This window comes from Novosphingobium sp. FSW06-99 (genome assembly GCF_001519065.1).
Classification (GTDB): Bacteria; Pseudomonadota; Alphaproteobacteria; order Sphingomonadales; family Sphingomonadaceae; genus Novosphingobium.
In genome coordinates this window covers 307386-324704 of record NZ_KQ954254.1, presented here as the reverse complement: position 1 = coordinate 324704, position 17319 = coordinate 307386, and the positions used below count along the sequence as shown (strand labels likewise).

Genomic DNA, 17319 nt, shown 5'->3' with positions numbered 1-17319 from the left:
TTGCCGGCGGCGTGGCGTCGCCATCGCCCAGCGCTATTTGCAGGTAGATGGTGTCGAGCCATCGGCCGAACTTGCGTCCGACCGAGCGCATCGTGCCGGCATGGGTAAAGCCAAGACTGGCGTGCAGCGCGACCGACGCGGGCTCGCCGCCGCCGGCCACCGCAATCATCTGCCGAAAACCCGCCTGCTCTGCCGCCACCAGCAGCGCCGCGAGCAAAGCCTTGCCTACACTTTGCCCCAGATGGTCCGGGTGCAGGTAGATCGAGTTCTCACACGTAGCGACATAGGCCGGACGGTCGCGAAACTGTGTGGCGTAAGCGTAGCCGATGACCACGTCAGCGCGCGCCACCACCAGAAACGGCCAGCCCTGATTGGCACAATCGACGATCTTGGCTGCTGTCTCGGCAGGGGTGCGCGCGATCGTGTCGAACGTCGCGGTGCCGTGGCGCACATGGTGAGCATAGATCGCCGCGATAGCGTCGGCGTCGCCTTCAACGGCCGTCCGGATTGTCACCTCAGGCACAGGTCAGCCCGCCGCGACCCGGTTGCCGTCAGCATCGACGACCTGCTCGCCATCTTCCTTGGCGAAGGGGCCGCGCTGGTCTGCCGGGATCAGATCGAGCACCGCTTCGGATGGGCGGCACAGCTTCACGCCCAGCGGTGAGACCACAAGCGGGCGGTTGATCAGGATGGGATGCGCCATTATCGCATCGATCAGTTGGGCATCGGTCAGGTCGGGATTGTCCAGACCGAGCTCGGCAAACGGTGTACCCTTCTCGCGCAGCAGCGCGCGAGGGGTTAAGCCAGCACGCGCGATCAGGCTTTCCATCAAGGCGCGCGATGGCGGCGTTTTGAGATATTCCACCACATGCGGTTCGATCCCGGCGTTGCGGATCATGGCCAGCGCGTTGCGCGAGGTGCCGCAGTCCGGGTTGTGATAGATCACGATGTCGGTGGTCATTGTTCCGCCTCGGCTTTGCTGGTCGCGCCTTCAATCTGGCCAATGTCCTTGAGCTTGCGTGCGGTTGCCAAGGCATCAAGATTGGCCAGCGGCAGTTCCAGGAACAGTTCGATGCGTCGGCGCAGAAACCGGATCGCGTCGATGAAGGCCTGCCGCTGGCCTTCGCCTTCGACTGCAGCAGGATCTTCAATGCCCCAGTGCGCGGTCATCGGATGGCCAATCCACACCGGGCAGGCTTCGCCTGCGGCATTATCGCAGACCGTAAAGATGAAGTCGAACTCCGGCGCGCCCGCCCCGGAGAACTCGCTCCAGCTCTTGGACCGCAACCCCGAAGTATCGAAACCCAGGCCGTGCAACGCTTCAAGTGCCATCGGATGAACTTCACCTTTGGGATGGCTGCCGGCACTGAAGGCACGAAACCGGCCAGCGCCGTAGTAGTTCATCAGCACCTCGCCGATGATTGATCGCGCGGAATTGCCAGTACACAGGAACAGGACATTATAGGTGCGCGCGGTCATGCGACGTTCTCCTCTGGGTAGGGATTGGCAATGTTGGTCTGTGGTGGGCAACACACTGCGTCATCCAGGCAGGGAACGCCGCCGCAACAGTTCTCGGTGAGATAACCCATCAGCCCGTTCATTGCGGGATAGTTGACGGTGTAGATGATCAAGCGGCTTTGGCGCCGCTGGCTCACCAGCCCGGCGTTTGCCAGCGCAGCGAGGTGAAAGCTCATCGAGGACGATACTATGCCCAGCCTCTCGGCAATCGCTCCGGCGGGCAATCCCTCATCACCCGCCTGCACCAGCAGGCGGAACGCGGCCAGGCGATGTTCCTGAGCAAGCGCGCCCAGCGCGCGAATGACTGCCGATGCGTCCATCTCGATCTCCATGATTCGATTAATATCGAAATATGGTGATCGAGAGTCACCGTCAAGGGATGATGATCATGCCGCCAATGCAGCTTGTGAAGTCTGTTGCGACCACATCCAATCCGCTGCCTGCTGGGCCTTGCTAGCCGCCGTAAAAATAGCTGAGGTGTCGTTCTTCAGCACCTTGAGCCACGATGCGATATAAGCGGCGTGATCAGGCCTTGGGTGCACAGCAATGCCAAGATCGGCCAGAAGCATCGATGAGCCCACGTCCGCGATAATTTCTTCGAAGGCATAAGCCTCGGAGCCGAAACGGCCGGAGAGGTCTCGGTCACAACGATGCTTGGCAGCGGTCGCGTGCAGGCCCTCATGAAACAGCACGCTGTAATGACCGGCAGGCTCATGAAACGCTTCGAAAGGCGGCATGTGGACGGTATCGGTTGACGGCCGATAGAACGCTTCGGAACCGCCATAGACCGTCGGTATCTGGAGGTTAGCGTAGAAAGCCTCAGCATGCGCGAGGCGTTCGGTCTCCGGCAGAACGGGCATTGCCGGAAGCGTGTAACCATCAACCTGATCCACGTTGAACACGCTGTAGCTGCGGGCGAAAAACCGCACGCGCCCGCCATCGTCGGCGCTATCGCCGTTGTCGGCATGTTCGCCCTGGTCCGGCCGCGAGATCTTCCAGAACACAATGGGCGTGGCGCGCTCGCCCTTGCGGACCTGCCCGCCAAGCTCAGCCCATTGGCGATAAGTGCCCCAAAGTCCGCCGCTATAGCCAGCGTTCTCGGCGGCAATCCAGAGCATAAGGACGTTGGCCCCGCGATATGGCTTGCCTGACGCGACATTGATCGGTCGCGACGCAGCCGATCCCTGATGATGCCAGGGCATTTTGTAATCACCCGCGCCAGCCTCGATAGCGGCGACGATCTGCGCGGTGATCCGCTCGTAGATATCTGCTCTGCCCTGGGTCATGACCGCAGCTCCATCGCTGGAGCCGCTGCGCCCATTGCCGACACGTTTGCGACAAGGACACTTGTGAAGGAACCTACTTCGTGTGCGAGTGTGGACACCAGATCGAGATCATGGTCGAAAGCCTCGCGCGTCGGCATGAACACCTTGTCGATGTCCGGTCGGTAATGGGCGTCGTGGAGCCCGTATTCGAACCTGACGCCGACGCCTTCGAGGAAGGCCAGCGCCTCGGCCGTCGAGGTGCTGATCGGCGCCTGCTCCATGATCAGCGTATCGTCGGCGCCATCGACCTGGTCGCGGTTGAAGACGACAAAGCTGCGCGCGAAAAAGCGAGCGCGCCCCTCCCCGTCCTCCGAGGCAGTCTGGACAGCGTCCTCCCGCTCGATCTTCTTCCAGAGAATGACATGCGTGCCGACTTCACCCTTGCGGACCTGGGCACCGCCGGTTTTCCACTGCTGATAGGTTGCCCAGGTGCCGGAGGCATAACCGCAAGCATCGGCCGTGGCCCACAGGACAAGGCGGTTGATCCCGGAATAGCGCCGGCCAGCGACGCTGGTCGGTCGCATGACGGGTGCGCCGGCGTGATGCCAGGGCATGCGCCAATTGCCCGCTCCGGCTTCGATGGCCGCGACCAGTTGGGCCGTGACGGTGGCGTAAATGTCGTGACGCGGCTTCATGGGGGATTTGCTCCTCTTGATCCGAGCACTTGCTCGCAGGCTCCCCTCCCCCTCGGCTCTCACTCCGACGCAGGTCAGAGGTTGGGGGCCGGTCGATGAACCGGCCCCCGTTAGGCAAATGGATGTCGAATCAGGCTGCCTGGGCGTCGAAACCGTCCGGCTCGTTCTGATTGGCGGGGGCAATGTCGGGAGGGCCGTCATGCCCCGACGCTTCGGAAGAATCGCCCGAATCCTCGATCCGATCCGAATGATCCGGGCCGGTCTCGGCAAATCCCATCACCGACGGCACCCAGGCCAGCGCGCGCGCCTTGACCATGGGCTCAACGATCGTGTCGCCAGAGCAAAGGCGCGCCGCCGCGCTGGCGAGCTCGCCCTTCTTGGCCGTCGCATAGCGGAGCGCAAGCTCGGGATCGAACTCGCCAAGAATGGAGAGGATCTGCGCCTTCTTGATCCGGTCAAAGAAGTTCTCCGCGCCGGGCCGCCAGTGCTGTGCGACCTCGATGCCGAGATGGGCACCAAGCCGGGTCTGGAAGGCCGACGCGTGCTGACCGCTCGCCAGACTGGCCTTGAGGCTCTGGCTGACGGCATAGGCGAGCCAGCAGGCCTTGGTATCGTCGTCGAGTGCGCGGAAGGCAATGAACGAGGCGAAACTGTCCTCATCACTGGCCCAATCGGCGGCTAGCGATGCGCGGACATTTTCCAGTTCGGTGACGGCGATGGTTGCCGGGATGCCAGTCAAACCGGAGGGTTCGTTGCGGTCAGCAATGCGGATCGTGCAGCCGGTGCCCGAATAGCCGAAATGCCCGGCATGATCGCGCGCCAAGCTGAAGATCGCCAGATCGAACGCCAGCCCCGGATCATGGGCGACGTGCAGCGCCAGCACGTCACGGCGATCCTTGGCCAACTGCTCCTCGAGCGAACGGGGCAGTGTCGCCGAGCCGGTGGGTTCGTCGAGATCGGCATCGGAGCTGTCCTGCGTGCCACCGGGAGCCCCGGAACTGGGACGCTTGCCGGCCTTTGCGGTGGTGTAGAAGTTTTCGAGGAGACGCGGGCGACCGTCCTTGCCGAGGACGAGGAAAGTGCCGACGTTGGGCTTGTCCTCCTCCGGAATGAGCCATTCAGTGTCCGACAATCGATCATGCTCGGCGTCGAGCGCGTGGTACTCAGCCTCGAGCGCTTCGAGACCATCAGGCTCATCAGCTGCGTCGAGTAGCTCGGCGAGTTCAGTCATGCGCTCGGAGATCTCGTCCATGCGGGCCAGCGCATCGGCGGTGGGTTCCGCGCGGCGCGGCCAGTAGGGATGCAGGTCTTTGGTGTCGTCATAGGTAACGTGGGTCGCGAGGCGCGGCGTCACCCAGGCGAGCCGGCTGCCGAGCGCCGCGATGTCTGCCTCGTGCGAAAGCTTCTTGGTGGCAAGATCCATGGCGAGATCCCCATCAAGCCACTGGCCCTCGCCCTCGCTCGCAAAGAGATCGCGATCGATCCGCCCGCCGCAGCCAGCATATTCAGCCTCGCCCAGGAAGCGGGCGATGGGATGATCGGCCGAGAGACTTTCCTCTGCAATCGCGCGGCGGATGGCCTGCGGATTGTCGGCCTGCCAGCTCGTCGACAGGCGCTCCCATGCTGCCACCTGCCGCTCACGGTCGCCGGTCGAGCCGTAGGCATGTGCGACATCGAGCGTGATCTCGCCCGCAGCCAGCGCAGCGAAGATCGGCTCGGCCAAGTCGGCAAGGCGCAGGCGGCCCTGCACATGGCGGAACGTCACGCCAAAGCGGCGTGCAACGGCTTCGGCATCGGCGCCGCTGTCCACGATCTCGCGATAGGCACGCGCTTCATCCGCCGGCGTCATGGCCTCGCGGATCAGGTTTTCCGCAAGGCTGATCTCGCGCGCGGCGACATCCTCGTTCTCGTAGATGCGCACATCGATCGTGTAATCCTTGGGCAGCACTCCGCGTTCGATCAGCAGGCCGATCGCGCGCCAGCGGCGGCCACCGGCGTGGACATCGTAGAGGGTTTTCTTGCCCGCCGACGGGCTGACGATAAGCGGCTGTAACAGGCCGTGTTCGGCGATGCTGGCGGCCAGTGCTTCAAGCCCGGCGTCGCCATTGGCCTTGCGGACGTTGCTCTCGGAAAGACGCAGCTTGGCGTGCGTCAGGGTGGTGGACTGCATGATGGGGTCTCCCGCGCTTGGGTCGAGAGGCCCGGATCATGGAGACGCTTTCGCCTCCAGGGGGCCTCGCCCCCATGGCTTTCCCCTTTCCTCCAATCCAAGATTGACGCGATATTTCCATCGACAGGAGGTGCCAGATGCTTGAAGCAACCAATCATGACTCAGTGGCGACCACAATTTGAAGCAGCGCTTGAAAAACTGGCCGAGATCAGTTCGGCTATGGATGAATTGGATCTGAAGCCGCCTATCCTTGTCGGCGGAGGTGCGGTCGAACTCTACACCCAAGGCGCGGTGAACACTGGTGACTTTGATCTGGTTTCTGCGCAACAGACTGCGCTCGAGACCATCATGATGAAACATGGCTTCATAAGGCCCAGTGGTCCGGGCGTTTCCACGCGGGGCTGGATTCATCCCGATCTCAAATTGGGCTTCGAGGTAGTCGGCAGCCGGTTGCTTGATGGCTATGCCGATACAAGCCTTCTTCAGATGATCGAAGTCGAAGCGCACGGCACAGTGGCCGTGATTTCCGTTGAGGATCTGATTGCCGACCGTATGGGCCAATACGCTTCTGGCGCGGCCCGGGACATGCTTGGACAGGCCAAAGCGCTATTCACCCTTTCTGAAGGCCTTGATCTCCATTATATGGAACGGCGAATTCGCGAAGAAACGGCGCAGACCTATGGCGTTCAAGACCTTGAAGACGACGCGTGAGGCCATCAGCCTCACCACGCTTGGTAAGCGCATAGCTGAGCGTCGCCTTGTCGTGGGCGCTGTTGACGTGCCTCGCAATGAGGGGAAGCGGCGCACGCCATCCAAGCAGGCTCTATTGGACGAGATCGCCAAGGCCGGCGGCCAGTGGTGAGCAGCCACCGGCCTTTTTGATCCCATACTAAGCCGCCAACGCCTGAACGATCTCCCGAGCATTGCTCACCGGCATAAAAAGCCGGGTCTGATAGGCGATGATCTCGGTGAAGCAGCCCTTGGCCTTCCACGATGGCAGGGCGCGTGGATCAAAGCCGACAACTTCAAGCCGCTGCTCACCATTTACACGGGAACGCTTAAGGCTGGTGCCGGACAAAGCGTCGATAGGCACCACTTTGCCGGCCATCGCCGCCTCCACCAGTTGGTCGGGTGAGAGCGCAATCCGATCGCCGTTCCCCAGCTTGTCGAGCAGCATGTTGACCGCTTCGGCGGGCACAATGCGTCCCAGCAAAGACCGGCCATCCTGGGTGACAAGGCGGCGGACTTGCGCCTCATCGCCCAGCAAGTTCCAGATCGGCAGCAGGCGGCCGGTCGCGAGGTAGAAGCGCTCGGTATAGGGTTTGGCCGCCAGATCGTCAGCCTCAGCCTGCCAGGCCTGCTCGAAACCCTCCCGCTCGCAATCATCCCAATGGCTTTCGGCAAGTTCGTCGGCGGTGAGCCAGCTTCGCCCACCAGGCCGATGCAGCGTAAAACTGGCCACCGGCGTGCCATCGTCCATCAGGCGCGTGCGATCGGGCATCAACAGCGCCACGCGCGAGGAACGGCCATTGCGCAGCAGCCGAGACTTGGGGCCGATGCGCTTCACGATCTCAGCGAGCGGGATGAATTTAGGCGCCCACTGCGCTTCGAGGGTTAGAAGCTGAGTCGAGGCGCCATTGGCATCCTCGCGAAGGATACGCTCCTCGATGATGGTCAGCTTGTCGGCCACCAGCGTCTCGACACCGGCATCGAAGGTGCCTGCCTTGCGCGCCGCATCGATCCGCGCTTCGACCAGCCCGAGGAATTCATCGAAGACGGCGTTCTGCAGGGCGATGGGCAGCGCCAGAATGCGGTTGAGCCAACGCTGAATTGGCGGGAGGTTGGCGGTGAGGCAGCCCTCGTGCTCAAGCTGCAGGCCGGTGCGCTCGCAGAAGTCGCCAAAGCCGATGCTGGTGAGCTTGCCCTGATGCAGAAGGTGATACCAGCGCGTCAGGGCCTCGCGAGCGTAATCGCTCTCGAGGTTGTCGGCAGGATCGAACAGGTTCTGTCCACCCGTCTGTCGTTGGCCGCGCGTCAGCGCGCCAAGCGCATCGAGGCGGCGGGCAATGGTCGAGATGAAGCGACGCTCGCCGCGGCAATCGGTGGTGACGGGACGAAACACCGGAGCCGACGCCTGATGCGTTCGGTTGGTCCGGCCAAGCCCCTGGATGGCACGGTCCGCGCGCCAACCCGGCTCCAGCAGGAAGTGCATTCGGCGCTGTTGGTTCTTGACATCAAGGCTGGCGTGGTAGGAACGCCCCGTGCCACCGGCATCCGAGAACACCAGGATGCGCTTGGCACCGCCCATGAAGGCATTGGCATCGGCAAGCGACTGGTTGGCGGTGCGCGATTCAAGCCGCTGGCTGCCGTCAGGCAAGGTCACGAGGCGGCGCGTGCGGCCGGTGATCTCGGCCACCGCCTCGGTGCCGAAGCGAGCGATGATCGAATCGAGCGCGGGGACGATCGGCGGCAGCGCGCCCAGCAGTTCCAGAGTTTCGGCCTTGATCCGCAAGGCCTCCTGCGAGTCGACCGGATTGCCCGCGTCATCGACCATCGGGCGCGAGCGTTCATTGCCATCCTCATCCCAATAGCTTTCCATGGCGCGGGTCGGGAAGGCATTGTCGAGGTAGTCCGCCACGATCTCACGGGGCGAAAGGTCGAGTTGGATCTCGGCGCGGTCCTCGGCTGAGAGATCGGCGATGCGCCGGTCCAGCAAGGCCTCCGCTGTCGAAACCAATTGGATGACGACGCTGTGGTCGGTGGCCAGCGCATCCTCGATGGCGGGAAGCAGCGAGGGCAGTTTCATCGACAACAGAAGCTGGCCGAAGAAGCGTTGCTTCGAGCTTTCGAAGCGTGAACGCGCCGCCGACAGGGCCTGCCCGTTGAGGGTCTTGCCCTCCAAGGGGTCAACCACGCCCGATGCACCGAGGGCGGCCTCAAGGTTGCGATGGATGATAGCCCAGGCATCGGCATAGGCGTCGAAATCCGCGATCTGGCGCGGGGTTAGGGCATGTTCGAGGATGTCATATTCGACGCCAGCATAGGACAGCGCGCGCGCCGTGTAGACGCCCATCGCCTTCAATTCGCGGGCGACCAGCTCCATTGCTGCGATGCCACCCTCGCGGATGCGGGCGATGAAGGAGGTGCGATCCGGGAAGGCCGTGCCTTCGCCCCACAGGCCGAGCCGGACAGCATAGGCCAGATTGTTCACGTCCGAAGCCCCAGTGGCCGACGCATAGATCACCCGGGCGCGCGGAAGGCGGTTCTGCAATTCGACACCGACGATACCCTGCTGCGAGCCTTTGGTGGCGCCGAACCGGCCTTCGCCACCGGCGACACCGCCCATCGCGTGCGCCTCGTCGAACAGGATCACGCCATCGAAAACTGGCGTCAGCCATTCCAGCAATTGCTGGAGGCGGGTCTTGTCGCCGGTGCCGCTGCGCAGTGTGGCAAAGGAGGCAAACAGGATGCCGTCGGCCTGCTTGATCTTCGCTTCCGGCTTGATCTTGGAGAGAGGCTGAATGTCGAGCGCGATGCCCCCAAGTGCCTGCCAATCGCGGCGGGCATCCTCGATCAGGGCATTGCTTTCGCTGATCCAGAGATGGCGACGGTGCCCACGAAGCCACTGATCCATCAGGATCGAGGCAAGCTGGCGGCCTTTGCCAGCGCCAGTGCCATCACCAAGGAAGAAACCGCGCCGATAGCTGGCCCCATCAGCATCGGGCACCAGTTCGAGGCCGCGTTCTGGCACGCGATAGCGGCCCGGAAGATCGGATGAGGTCGCATCGAGCGCATGGACCAGTGTTTCCAACTGGGCGCGGCTCAGCACCCGGTCGCGGATTACCTTGGCTGGCAGTTGGGGCACGTAACTGGGCGGCGGCAATGCGACAGAAGCCATCGCCGATGATTCCACCAACGGCGTAGGGTGATCGACGGCATCGGCGAAGATAAGCCTTTGCGGTCGATAGGCGACATAAACACCGACCGCCTGTTCGGCATCGGCAATGGTGTCGCGCAAGCTGTAGTCCAGCGGCACGGAGTCATTGACCCCTGAAACTGGTGACATTGGCCTTGTCGATATTGGACGCGTTGCCGCGAAACCGCCCAGCAGCACACTGGATTTTGGAACCGCGTTGGCCTTGGACGAGGGGATAGTCTGTCGTTCCTCCCCAAAGGCAAGGCGCGGCGGGACCTTTGCGAGGAACGGCAACAAGTCCGCCACATTGGCGCGATTGATCACGGTGGTGGAAATCGCGCCCGGTCGCTTATCGATGACCAGCATTCGGATTGGAATCGAAGTCCCGTGGCGGGCGAAGGCCTTCTCAAGCCGGGCGTTGAACACCACGCTTGCCCCCTGGAGCACCCGCTTGAACACATCCGATTGGCGACCCTGGGACTGGAAGCCATCCGGCATGATGGCGACGAGGCGACCGCCCGGCCGCAGGGCACCGAGCGCCGCGGCCAAATGGCGCGCAGCAGCAACAGCGTCCTCCTGTCCTGCCGCATTGCGGGCGAAAGGCGGATTCATCAGCACCACACTTGGACGCACTTCCAGATGGGCGCCGATGCGCGTCCCGTCGAAGCCGGTCACGGTGGCTTTCGGAAATAGATACCGCAGGATCGACTGACGCAGGGGATCGATTTCGTTGAGGTGGACGCCGGTGGTCAGCTGGGCCCAGATCCCCAGCATGCCGGTCCCCGCGCTGGGTTCCAGAACATGATCATCGGGCTGCAAATCCGCAAATTGCGCCACCAACCATGCCAGCCCTAGCGGGGTCGAGAAATGCTGATGACTGATCTGCTCTTCGCTGCGGACCGTCTGGGTCGGCAATCGGGCTTCCAGCGCCGCCAGAGTGTCCAGCGCCTCAACTGGATTTCGCGGCAGTTCCAATTGTGGCAGAGCCAGCATCACCGCCAATTCCACCATCTGGAAACTGTCTCGCTGCGACCAGCCCCCTTCGGACGATGTGGTGCCGAAAGCGTCTGCCATCACCGCATTCATCTTGCGCCGTGTGATCCGTTCGCCATCCTTCAATGCTGGGGCCAGCATCTGGGCTGCGGCAACAAGCTGATCAGCAGCGGACAAGGCATCATAGCTTCGGGTGGTCATGGGCGCGGTCCTTTCGAGTCAGGTCAACTTCGAAAGCACCGCTCCACTTTCACTCTTCCACCTGTTCACAGGTGAACACCTGAACCTATTGAAGTGTTCACGTTCAGGCGGCCCAAGACCACGCGCAAGATCGGCCTCGCTTTCTACCGTCGCCACAGTAAGCGGCGGTTACTGATGCGCCTTATGACCGGCTCTGCTCGCGTTTCGGAAGCATGTTCTTTGCCCATCCGGTTGGCGCGTTCACCAACTTGCGCAAGGCGTTGAAGCCGGGCGGGCGCATCGATCTCGCGGTCTGGGCGCCGCCGCAAGACAATCCGTGGTTGAGCGCGGTGGTGGCGCTGGCGCGACGACATATTGAGCTGCCAGCATCAATTCCGGGCGCGCCTGGACCATTCGCCTTCGATGATCCGGACTATTTGCACCGCATCCTGACCGAGGCCGGGTTTCACGATGTGAAGTGGGTGTGCAACGCTGGCCAGATTCCGGTCGCCGGGCAGGGCAACACGCCCGCAGGCGCGCTGACTTTTGCCCGCAACGCCTTGTCGACCGGCCGGGTGCTTCTCGACTATCCCGAAAGCGTTCAGCAGGCGGTAAACACCGAATTGCTCGAACTCTACGCGCACCATTACCAACCGGGCGAAGGCGTCATGATGGGCTATTGCGCCTGGCTGGTGTCGGCGATCGCCTGATCGGGTTCAGGCGGGTGCAGCAGCGGCGGGCTGGTTGGCCATGTGCCAACCCAGCCCGTCGATCTTTTCCAGAATGCTGTCCGCAACTGGCGATGGCGGCACGATTTCGTTCCACGCCTGATGAAAACACAACAGCCACCCTGCGACTTCGGCGGCCCCGATCGGGGCCACAAAATGCCGGCTTCGCAGCCGTGGGTGGCCATATTTTTCAGTGTAAAGCGGTGGTCCGCCCAGCCAGCCTGTCAGATACTCGAACAATTTCTCTTCCGCGCGTAGCAATGATGGCGGATGCACTGCCCGGCAGGCCGCAGCTTCCGGCAGAATGTCCATCAGCACATAGAAGCGGGCGACCAGCGCCCGAACCATGGCTTCGCCGCCGAGCGCGGCATAGGGCGATATCTGCGCGTCCATGTTCACGTCCTGGCCCAATCGACGATGCGGCGCAGATCCATTGCCCCGGAAACGCGCTTCACCTCATGACCGCCGACAAACAGCGCCAGCGTGGGGATGGAGCGAATGCTGTGCGCACCGGCCAGCGACTGTTCCTGTTCGGTATCCACTTTGAGCAGGCGCATATGGGGTTCCAGCATGCGTGCGGCCTGGTCAAAGGCCGGCGCCATCGCCTTACACGGGCCGCACCACGGCGCCCAGAAATCGACCAGCACCGGCAAACTGCCCTTGCCGACATAGGCAGCAAAAGCACTGCTGTTGACTGGCACCGGATGGCCGGTGAACAGCGGCTGATGGCATTTGCCGCAATTGGGCGCCTGCGCCAAACGTTCGGGTGGTACCCGGTTGCCGACTTGGCAATGCGGGCAGACGACGATTGCGGTCATGGCATTCTCCGTTGGCCCGCAATGTCTTGCAGGCAGCTAGGCGGAAAGCTTCGTCACGTCGGGGGTCGGAATTATACCAGCCCGATCGCACAGTTGGCACAAGGCATGGATGGTGCCGGACACCACACGGTCCTTCAGGCTGTACCAGCGAATGTTCGCCTCGATCCGCACCGAAACCGCGTCTTCGGCCCGCAGCAAGGCAAGATGCTGCGACACGCCCGATTGCGACAGACCGGTCAGCGCGACCAGTTCATTGACGCTGACTTCGCCCTCGTCCATCCGGCACAGCATCAGCAGCCGCTCGGGATGGCTCATGACCTTCAGGCGTTGCGCGATATAGGCCGCATTGGCCTTGAGTTCGGTCAGATCGGTGGGTTTCATGATTCCTCCACAGATAGTGATACGCCGTCATCGCGCAAGACCACATAAATTGCCGGGATTACGAGCAAAGTCAGCAGGGTTGACGAAGCAAGGCCAAACAGCAGCGAAATCGCCAGCCCCTGAAAGATCGGATCGGTCAGGATCACGCTGGCGCCGATCATCGCGGCGGCGGCGGTCAGCGCGATCGGCTTGACGCGGATGCGACCGGCTTCGATCAGCACTGCGCGCAAGGGCTTGCCCGGGGTGCTGGCATGGCGGATGAAATCGACCAGCAGGATCGAATTGCGCACGATGATCCCGGCCAGCGCGATAAACCCGATCATGCTGGTGGCGGTAAACGGCGCGCCGAACAGCATGTGGCCGATCACGATACCGATCAGCGTCAACGGCACCGGCGTCAGGATCACCAGCGGCAACTTGAACGATCCGAACTGGCCGACCACCAGCACATAGATTGCCAGCAAGGCCACCATGAACGCCCCGCCCATGTCGCGGAACGTCACCCAGGTGATTTCCCATTCGCCATCCCACAACAGGCTGGCATGGCTTTCATCATCGGGCTGTCCGTGCAGCAGGATCACCGGTTTGGTGAGGCCGTGGCCGGCCCAGTCATAGGCATCGACAGCCTGATCGACGGCCAGCATTCCGTAGATCGGTGCCTCATAGCGCCCGGCGAGGTCAGCCATGACCATTGTCGCGCCGCGGCCATCGCGCCGGAACATCGCCTGACCACCCTGTTCGCGATGCACATCGACCAGCGCCCCCAGGTTCAGCAACTGCCCACCGGGCGCCATCGCCACCGGCGTTGCGGCGAGCTCGCCGCTCCACTGCCGCTGGTTCTGGTCCAGGCCCATGACGATCGGCAAGGGGTCGCGATCCGCGCCGCGCGGTGCGTAGCCCAGCGTCTGCGTGCCCATCAGCGCGCCGATGCTGTCCAGCACTTGACGCTCGCTCACGCCATATTGGTCAAGCTTGCTACGGTCGGGCACCAATCGCAGCGTGGGCAAGGCATGGCCGAACGAATTGTCGGTATCGACAATGAACGGGACCGATTTGAAAATCTGTTCCACCGCGAGCGCGGTTTTTTGCCGCGTCGCCTCATCGGGGCCATAGATTTCGGCCAGTAGCGTTGCCAGAACTGGCGGCCCCGGCGGGGTTTCCACCACCTTGATCACACCACCCGCAGGCAAGACGATCGCTTTGAGCCGCTCGCGCAAATCCACCGCGATCGCATGGCTCGACCGGCTACGGTCGCCCATGGGTTTCAGGCTGACCATGGCATCGCCCAGATTGGGCGCGGCACGCAGGAAATAGTGACGCACAAGCCCGTTGAAATTGAATGGCGCGGCCGTCCCGGCGTACGCTTCCATCGCGGTGACTTCGGGCATCTGCCGCGCCACTGCCGAGGCCGCTTCGAGCACGCGCGAAGTGCCCTCCAGACTGGTGCCGACCGGCATGTCGACGACCAGTTGCACTTCGCTCTTGTTGTCGAACGGCAGCAGTTTGACCACGACCGCTTTGAAATAGAACATGCTGCACGCGACCAGTGTCGCAATGCCCACGCCGATCAGAAAGCCCCGTGCGCTGGCGCGTGTGGCGATCACGCGTGACGCATAGCGGACATAGATCGCCCCCAATCGTCCGCCACCAGCCACGTCATGGTCGTGCCCGGTCAGTGTTTTGCGGGCAAAGCGGACCATCAGCCAGGGCGCGATGATCACCGCGACAAAAAAGCTGAACACCATTGCGGCCGACGCATTGATCGGGATGGGCGCCATATAGGGGCCCATGAGCCCCGACACGAACAGCATCGGCAACAGCGCGGCGACCACTGTCAGCGTGGCAATGATCGTGGGGTTGCCGACTTCGGCCACGGCCTCGATCGCGGCCTGCTGGCGGCTGCGGCCATCCTTCATCGCCCAGTGGCGGGCAATGTTCTCGATCATTACGATCGCATCATCGACGAGGATGCCGATCGAGAAAATCAGCGCGAACAGGCTGACCCGGTTGATCGAGAACCCCATGCTGCGCGAGGCAAACATCGTCAGCATGATCGTCGTTGGAATAACGATCGCGGTCACCGCCGCTTCGCGCCAGCCGATCGCAAAACCGATCAGGATGACAATCGACACCGTGGCGAGCGCCAGGTGAAAGATCAGCTCGTTGGCTTTGTCATCGGCCGACTGACCATAATCGCGGGTTACGGTAACGGCCACGCCCGCCGGGACCAGCGATCCCTTCAGCGCCTCGACCCGCGCGATGACCGCCTGGCTGACATTGACCGCGTTGGCGCCATTGCGCTTGGCCACGGCGATCGACACCGCAGGCGCCGAGGTCCAGCCGGCTTGCGCATCCTTTGCCCAGCGCCAGCTTCGCGCCTGATCCTGCGTTGCGCCCTGCACCACTTGCGCGACATCGCCCAATTGCACTGGCGCGCCGCTGGCGGACCGCACGGTCAGCGCGCGCACTTCGTCGGCGCTGGCCAGCGAGCGCCCGGCCGTAACCGCCATGGCGGCGCCACCTTCGCGCACCGTACCGCCCGGAAAGCTCCGCCCTGCCTGGCCAATCGCGTCCATGATCGCGGACAGCGGTACGCGCTGCGCCGCAAGGCGAGCAGGATCGGGGATCACGCGGATGGCGTCCTGCTGGCCGCCGGTGATGAAGGTTATGCCGACATCATCGACTTTGGCGACTTCACTGCGCAGCTTGGTCGCCAGATCGTAAAGCGTGCGGTCATCCCATTGCCCGACCGCGCCCGGCTTGGGTGTCAGTGTCAGGACCACAATCGGCACATCGGATATGCCGCGGGTGGTGATCTGTGGCGGGGCGATGCCGACAGGAATCTTGTCAGCGTTGGCCCTGATCTTCTCGTCGATGCGGGTGGCAGCAGCTTCGGGATTGGACCCGACGACAAACCGCGCGGTCACCAGCACGCCATTGTCTTGCGCCTGGGTATAGACATGCTCGACGCCATCGACCGATTTGACGATCGTCTCGAGCGGCTTCGCGGCCAGTTCGATGGCATCGGGCGCCGACAGGCCGGGTGTGGCCACGCGGATATCGACCATCGGCACGCTGATCTGCGGCTCTTCCTCGCGCGGGATGGTGATCGTGGCGATCAGCCCGACCATGATCGCCGCCAGCAAAAACAGCGGTGTCAGCGGAGACGCTATGGTGGCGCGGGTCAGGCGGCCGGAAATGCCCAAATTCATTGCGAGTTTCATTGCCCGCCACCTGCCAGCACATCGCCGACATTCACGCCGGACAGGATTTCGACATTGCCGCCATCGGCCGGCGCGGTCTGCACCGGCACGCGCATTGCGCTGCCGTCACGCGCAACCACGGCCACGCTGTCGAGGCCGAACTGCGTGCTCACAAATGCTTTCGGCACGACCATGACATGGCGGGACCCTGCCGCCACGCGCGCGGACAGACGCCGCCCGATCAGCCGCGAATCCAGCCCCGAAATGGCAACATCGGCCGAAACCTGTCCTGCCTGCACGGCCGGATAGACCCGCGTCACCGTGCCCTGATCGGCCATCCCGTCAACTTGTACTTTGGCACCGGGCAGCACTTTTGCGGCGAGCCCTTCGGGCAGTTCGAGCCGCAGCACGACCGGGCCCGAAGTCACCACCGCGATCACCGTTCCCGGCATGACCGGCGAACCGGCGGGCACATCGGCGCGCAGCACCCGCCCTGCAGACGGGGCCACAACGGCGCCTTGCCCGGCCATCGCGTTGACCGAGGCCTGCTGCGCGCGCGCGGCCTGCACTTGCGCACCGGCAGCATTCGCAGCAGCCTCGACCTGGTCGAGCCGCGCTTTGGCATAGACGCCGTTCTCGTAAAGAAAGCGCACCCGCTTCAGTTCTGCCTGCGCCGCCCCGGCTTGTGCCCCTGCGGCAGCGGCCTGCGCGCCATAGGCGCCCGCCTGATAGCCCAACTGGCTGTCGGTGATCCGCCCGATCGTCTGGCCCTGGCGGACGCTGTCGCCCGCGCGTACCGACAGACTGGCAAGAAGGCCAGGTATGCGGGCAATCACTTGCGCCTGATCCCGAGTCGAAACTTCGGCAGGAACAGATTGCCAGTCGGGCGCATCGCGCAGCACCACGGTCAGGCGCGGGCCTGCTGCTGCTTTGGCCGGGGCCTCGGGCGCCTTTGCGCCGCCGCACGCGGACAGCCCCGCAGAGACTCCCCCCGCCAGCAGCATTGCCAGAACCAAGCCCTTGCGCATCACGTCTCTCCTGCCGCCAGTTGTCTTGATTTTAGCGTTCGATCGGCAGGCCGGCCGATTTCCATGCGCCAAACCCGCCCGCCAGATGCGTGTTGACCGCAGATTTCGCGGCACGGCATGAGTCGAGCGCCTGACCTGACCGTTTGCCGCCAAGGCAATTGAGAATAACGGTCTTGCCCTTGGCAACGGGCAACTTGTCGGCCTGAAATGTCGACAGCGGCATGTTGATCGCACCCGGGATGTGCCCGGCGGCAAACTCATCGCTTTCGCGCACATCGACCACCAGTGCCTGGTTGGCCTTGATCATCATGTTCAGCGCCGCTGCATCGATTTCTCGGTGCTTCACCGATCTCAAAAATCCAAAGACCATCGCTCGTCTCCTCTTGTGGGCAGAGTCTGCCGACACTCAAAATTATCACTTGCT

At 63.1% G+C, this 17319-nt stretch carries 17 protein-coding genes; 3 read left to right on the top strand and 14 right to left on the bottom strand.

Translation table 11 applies throughout. The features are described from left to right. From AQZ49_RS21770 to AQZ49_RS08215, 7 genes are all read right to left on the bottom strand, one after another. A partial coding sequence (locus tag AQZ49_RS21770) for a GNAT family N-acetyltransferase (RefSeq protein ID WP_082701665.1) occupies positions 1-523 on the bottom strand: 523 nt, incomplete at its 3' end. 3 nt (positions 524-526) lie between these two features. Beyond that, positions 527-961, bottom strand: coding sequence for an arsenate reductase (glutaredoxin) (gene arsC, locus AQZ49_RS08240; protein ID WP_067614803.1), 435 nt, complete (start codon positions 959-961; stop codon positions 527-529). Continuing rightward, positions 958-1479: an arsenate reductase ArsC gene (locus AQZ49_RS08235; protein WP_067614802.1), complete on the bottom strand. Its 522-nt coding sequence runs from the start codon at positions 1477-1479 to the stop codon at positions 958-960. Before AQZ49_RS08235 ends, arsC begins: the two co-directional genes overlap by 4 nt. After that, positions 1476-1838 carry an ArsR/SmtB family transcription factor gene (locus AQZ49_RS08230; RefSeq protein WP_067614937.1) on the bottom strand — a complete coding sequence of 121 codons (363 nt, stop codon included), beginning with the start codon at positions 1836-1838 and terminating at the stop codon, positions 1476-1478. The genes AQZ49_RS08235 and AQZ49_RS08230 overlap by 4 nt, the downstream gene beginning before the upstream one ends. A 66-nt stretch (positions 1839-1904) precedes the next feature. After that, the gene (locus AQZ49_RS08225) at positions 1905-2804 is read right to left on the bottom strand and encodes an ArdC family protein (RefSeq protein ID WP_067614801.1); all 900 of its coding nucleotides are present in this window, start codon (positions 2802-2804) and stop codon (positions 1905-1907) included. Beyond that, positions 2801-3478 carry an ArdC-like ssDNA-binding domain-containing protein gene (locus tag AQZ49_RS08220; protein ID WP_067614800.1) on the bottom strand — a complete coding sequence of 226 codons (678 nt, stop codon included), beginning with the start codon at positions 3476-3478 and terminating at the stop codon, positions 2801-2803. Before AQZ49_RS08220 ends, AQZ49_RS08225 begins: the two co-directional genes overlap by 4 nt. A 130-nt stretch (positions 3479-3608) precedes the next feature. Then, positions 3609-5648 (bottom strand): ParB/RepB/Spo0J family partition protein, encoded by a 2040-nt coding sequence (locus tag AQZ49_RS08215; protein WP_067614799.1) that lies wholly within the window; start codon positions 5646-5648, stop codon positions 3609-3611. A gap of 141 nt (positions 5649-5789) precedes the next feature. On the opposite strand from AQZ49_RS08215, the gene AQZ49_RS08210 reads away from it, so the two are divergent. Together AQZ49_RS08210 and AQZ49_RS08205 are read left to right on the top strand one after the other, a co-directional pair. Then, positions 5790-6359, top strand: coding sequence for a hypothetical protein (locus tag AQZ49_RS08210; RefSeq protein ID WP_369819096.1), 570 nt, complete (start codon positions 5790-5792; stop codon positions 6357-6359). Beyond that, on the top strand, positions 6328-6510 hold the full coding sequence (locus AQZ49_RS08205; protein WP_008067967.1) for a hypothetical protein: 183 nt from the start codon (positions 6328-6330) through the stop codon (positions 6508-6510). The genes AQZ49_RS08210 and AQZ49_RS08205 overlap by 32 nt, the downstream gene beginning before the upstream one ends. Before the next feature lie 27 nt (positions 6511-6537). Here AQZ49_RS08205 and AQZ49_RS08200 read toward each other — a convergent pair whose 3' ends face one another. After that, positions 6538-10758: a strawberry notch family protein gene (locus tag AQZ49_RS08200; RefSeq protein ID WP_067614798.1), complete on the bottom strand. Its 4221-nt coding sequence runs from the start codon at positions 10756-10758 to the stop codon at positions 6538-6540. Between the two features lie 212 nt (positions 10759-10970). Here AQZ49_RS08200 and AQZ49_RS08195 point away from each other — a divergent pair, with 212 nt between their 5' ends. Next, positions 10971-11447: a hypothetical protein gene (locus tag AQZ49_RS08195; protein ID WP_067614797.1), complete on the top strand. Its 477-nt coding sequence runs from the start codon at positions 10971-10973 to the stop codon at positions 11445-11447. Between the two features lie 6 nt (positions 11448-11453). On the opposite strand, the gene AQZ49_RS08190 is transcribed toward AQZ49_RS08195, so the two are convergent. From AQZ49_RS08190 to AQZ49_RS08165, 6 genes are read right to left on the bottom strand one after another with little or no spacing between them, the layout of a single operon-like run. Continuing rightward, complete coding sequence (locus AQZ49_RS08190) at positions 11454-11876, bottom strand: group II truncated hemoglobin (protein WP_231739057.1); 423 nt, start codon at positions 11874-11876, stop codon at positions 11454-11456. Beyond that, positions 11861-12283, bottom strand: coding sequence for a thioredoxin TrxC (gene trxC / locus AQZ49_RS08185; protein ID WP_067614795.1), 423 nt, complete (start codon positions 12281-12283; stop codon positions 11861-11863). The genes AQZ49_RS08190 and trxC overlap by 16 nt, the downstream gene beginning before the upstream one ends. A gap of 36 nt (positions 12284-12319) precedes the next feature. After that, complete coding sequence (locus AQZ49_RS08180) at positions 12320-12664, bottom strand: ArsR/SmtB family transcription factor (RefSeq protein ID WP_067614794.1); 345 nt, start codon at positions 12662-12664, stop codon at positions 12320-12322. Next, positions 12661-15876 carry an efflux RND transporter permease subunit gene (locus AQZ49_RS08175; RefSeq protein ID WP_028640162.1) on the bottom strand — a complete coding sequence of 1072 codons (3216 nt, stop codon included), beginning with the start codon at positions 15874-15876 and terminating at the stop codon, positions 12661-12663. Before AQZ49_RS08175 ends, AQZ49_RS08180 begins: the two co-directional genes overlap by 4 nt. An 8-nt stretch (positions 15877-15884) precedes the next feature. After that, a complete protein-coding gene (locus tag AQZ49_RS08170; RefSeq protein WP_028640163.1) occupies positions 15885-16895 on the bottom strand; it encodes an efflux RND transporter periplasmic adaptor subunit in 1011 nt (336 codons plus the stop codon). A gap of 31 nt (positions 16896-16926) precedes the next feature. Beyond that, complete coding sequence (locus tag AQZ49_RS08165) at positions 16927-17241, bottom strand: rhodanese-like domain-containing protein (protein ID WP_342663694.1); 315 nt, start codon at positions 17239-17241, stop codon at positions 16927-16929. Positions 17242-17319 lie beyond the last annotated feature (78 nt).

Bases quoted from the DNA above. Each gene is read 5' to 3' on its own strand.
- AQZ49_RS08200 (WP_067614798.1), bottom strand. From the start codon at position 10,758: ATGACCACCCGAAGCTATGATGCCTTGTCCGCTGCTGATCAGCTTGTT.
- trxC (WP_067614795.1), bottom strand. From the start codon at position 12,283: ATGACCGCAATCGTCGTCTGCCCGCATTGCCAAGTCGGCAACCGGGTA.
- arsC (WP_067614803.1), bottom strand. From the start codon at position 961: ATGACCACCGACATCGTGATCTATCACAACCCGGACTGCGGCACCTCG.
- AQZ49_RS08195 (WP_067614797.1), top strand. From the start codon at position 10,971: ATGTTCTTTGCCCATCCGGTTGGCGCGTTCACCAACTTGCGCAAGGCG.
- AQZ49_RS08235 (WP_067614802.1), bottom strand. From the start codon at position 1,479: ATGACCGCGCGCACCTATAATGTCCTGTTCCTGTGTACTGGCAATTCC.
- AQZ49_RS08230 (WP_067614937.1), bottom strand. From the start codon at position 1,838: ATGGACGCATCGGCAGTCATTCGCGCGCTGGGCGCGCTTGCTCAGGAA.
- AQZ49_RS08220 (WP_067614800.1), bottom strand. From the start codon at position 3,478: ATGAAGCCGCGTCACGACATTTACGCCACCGTCACGGCCCAACTGGTC.
- AQZ49_RS08170 (WP_028640163.1), bottom strand. From the start codon at position 16,895: ATGCGCAAGGGCTTGGTTCTGGCAATGCTGCTGGCGGGGGGAGTCTCT.
- AQZ49_RS08180 (WP_067614794.1), bottom strand. From the start codon at position 12,664: ATGAAACCCACCGATCTGACCGAACTCAAGGCCAATGCGGCCTATATC.
- AQZ49_RS08205 (WP_008067967.1), top strand. From the start codon at position 6,328: ATGGCGTTCAAGACCTTGAAGACGACGCGTGAGGCCATCAGCCTCACC.
- AQZ49_RS08225 (WP_067614801.1), bottom strand. From the start codon at position 2,804: ATGACCCAGGGCAGAGCAGATATCTACGAGCGGATCACCGCGCAGATC.
- AQZ49_RS08175 (WP_028640162.1), bottom strand. From the start codon at position 15,876: ATGAATTTGGGCATTTCCGGCCGCCTGACCCGCGCCACCATAGCGTCT.
- AQZ49_RS08215 (WP_067614799.1), bottom strand. From the start codon at position 5,648: ATGCAGTCCACCACCCTGACGCACGCCAAGCTGCGTCTTTCCGAGAGC.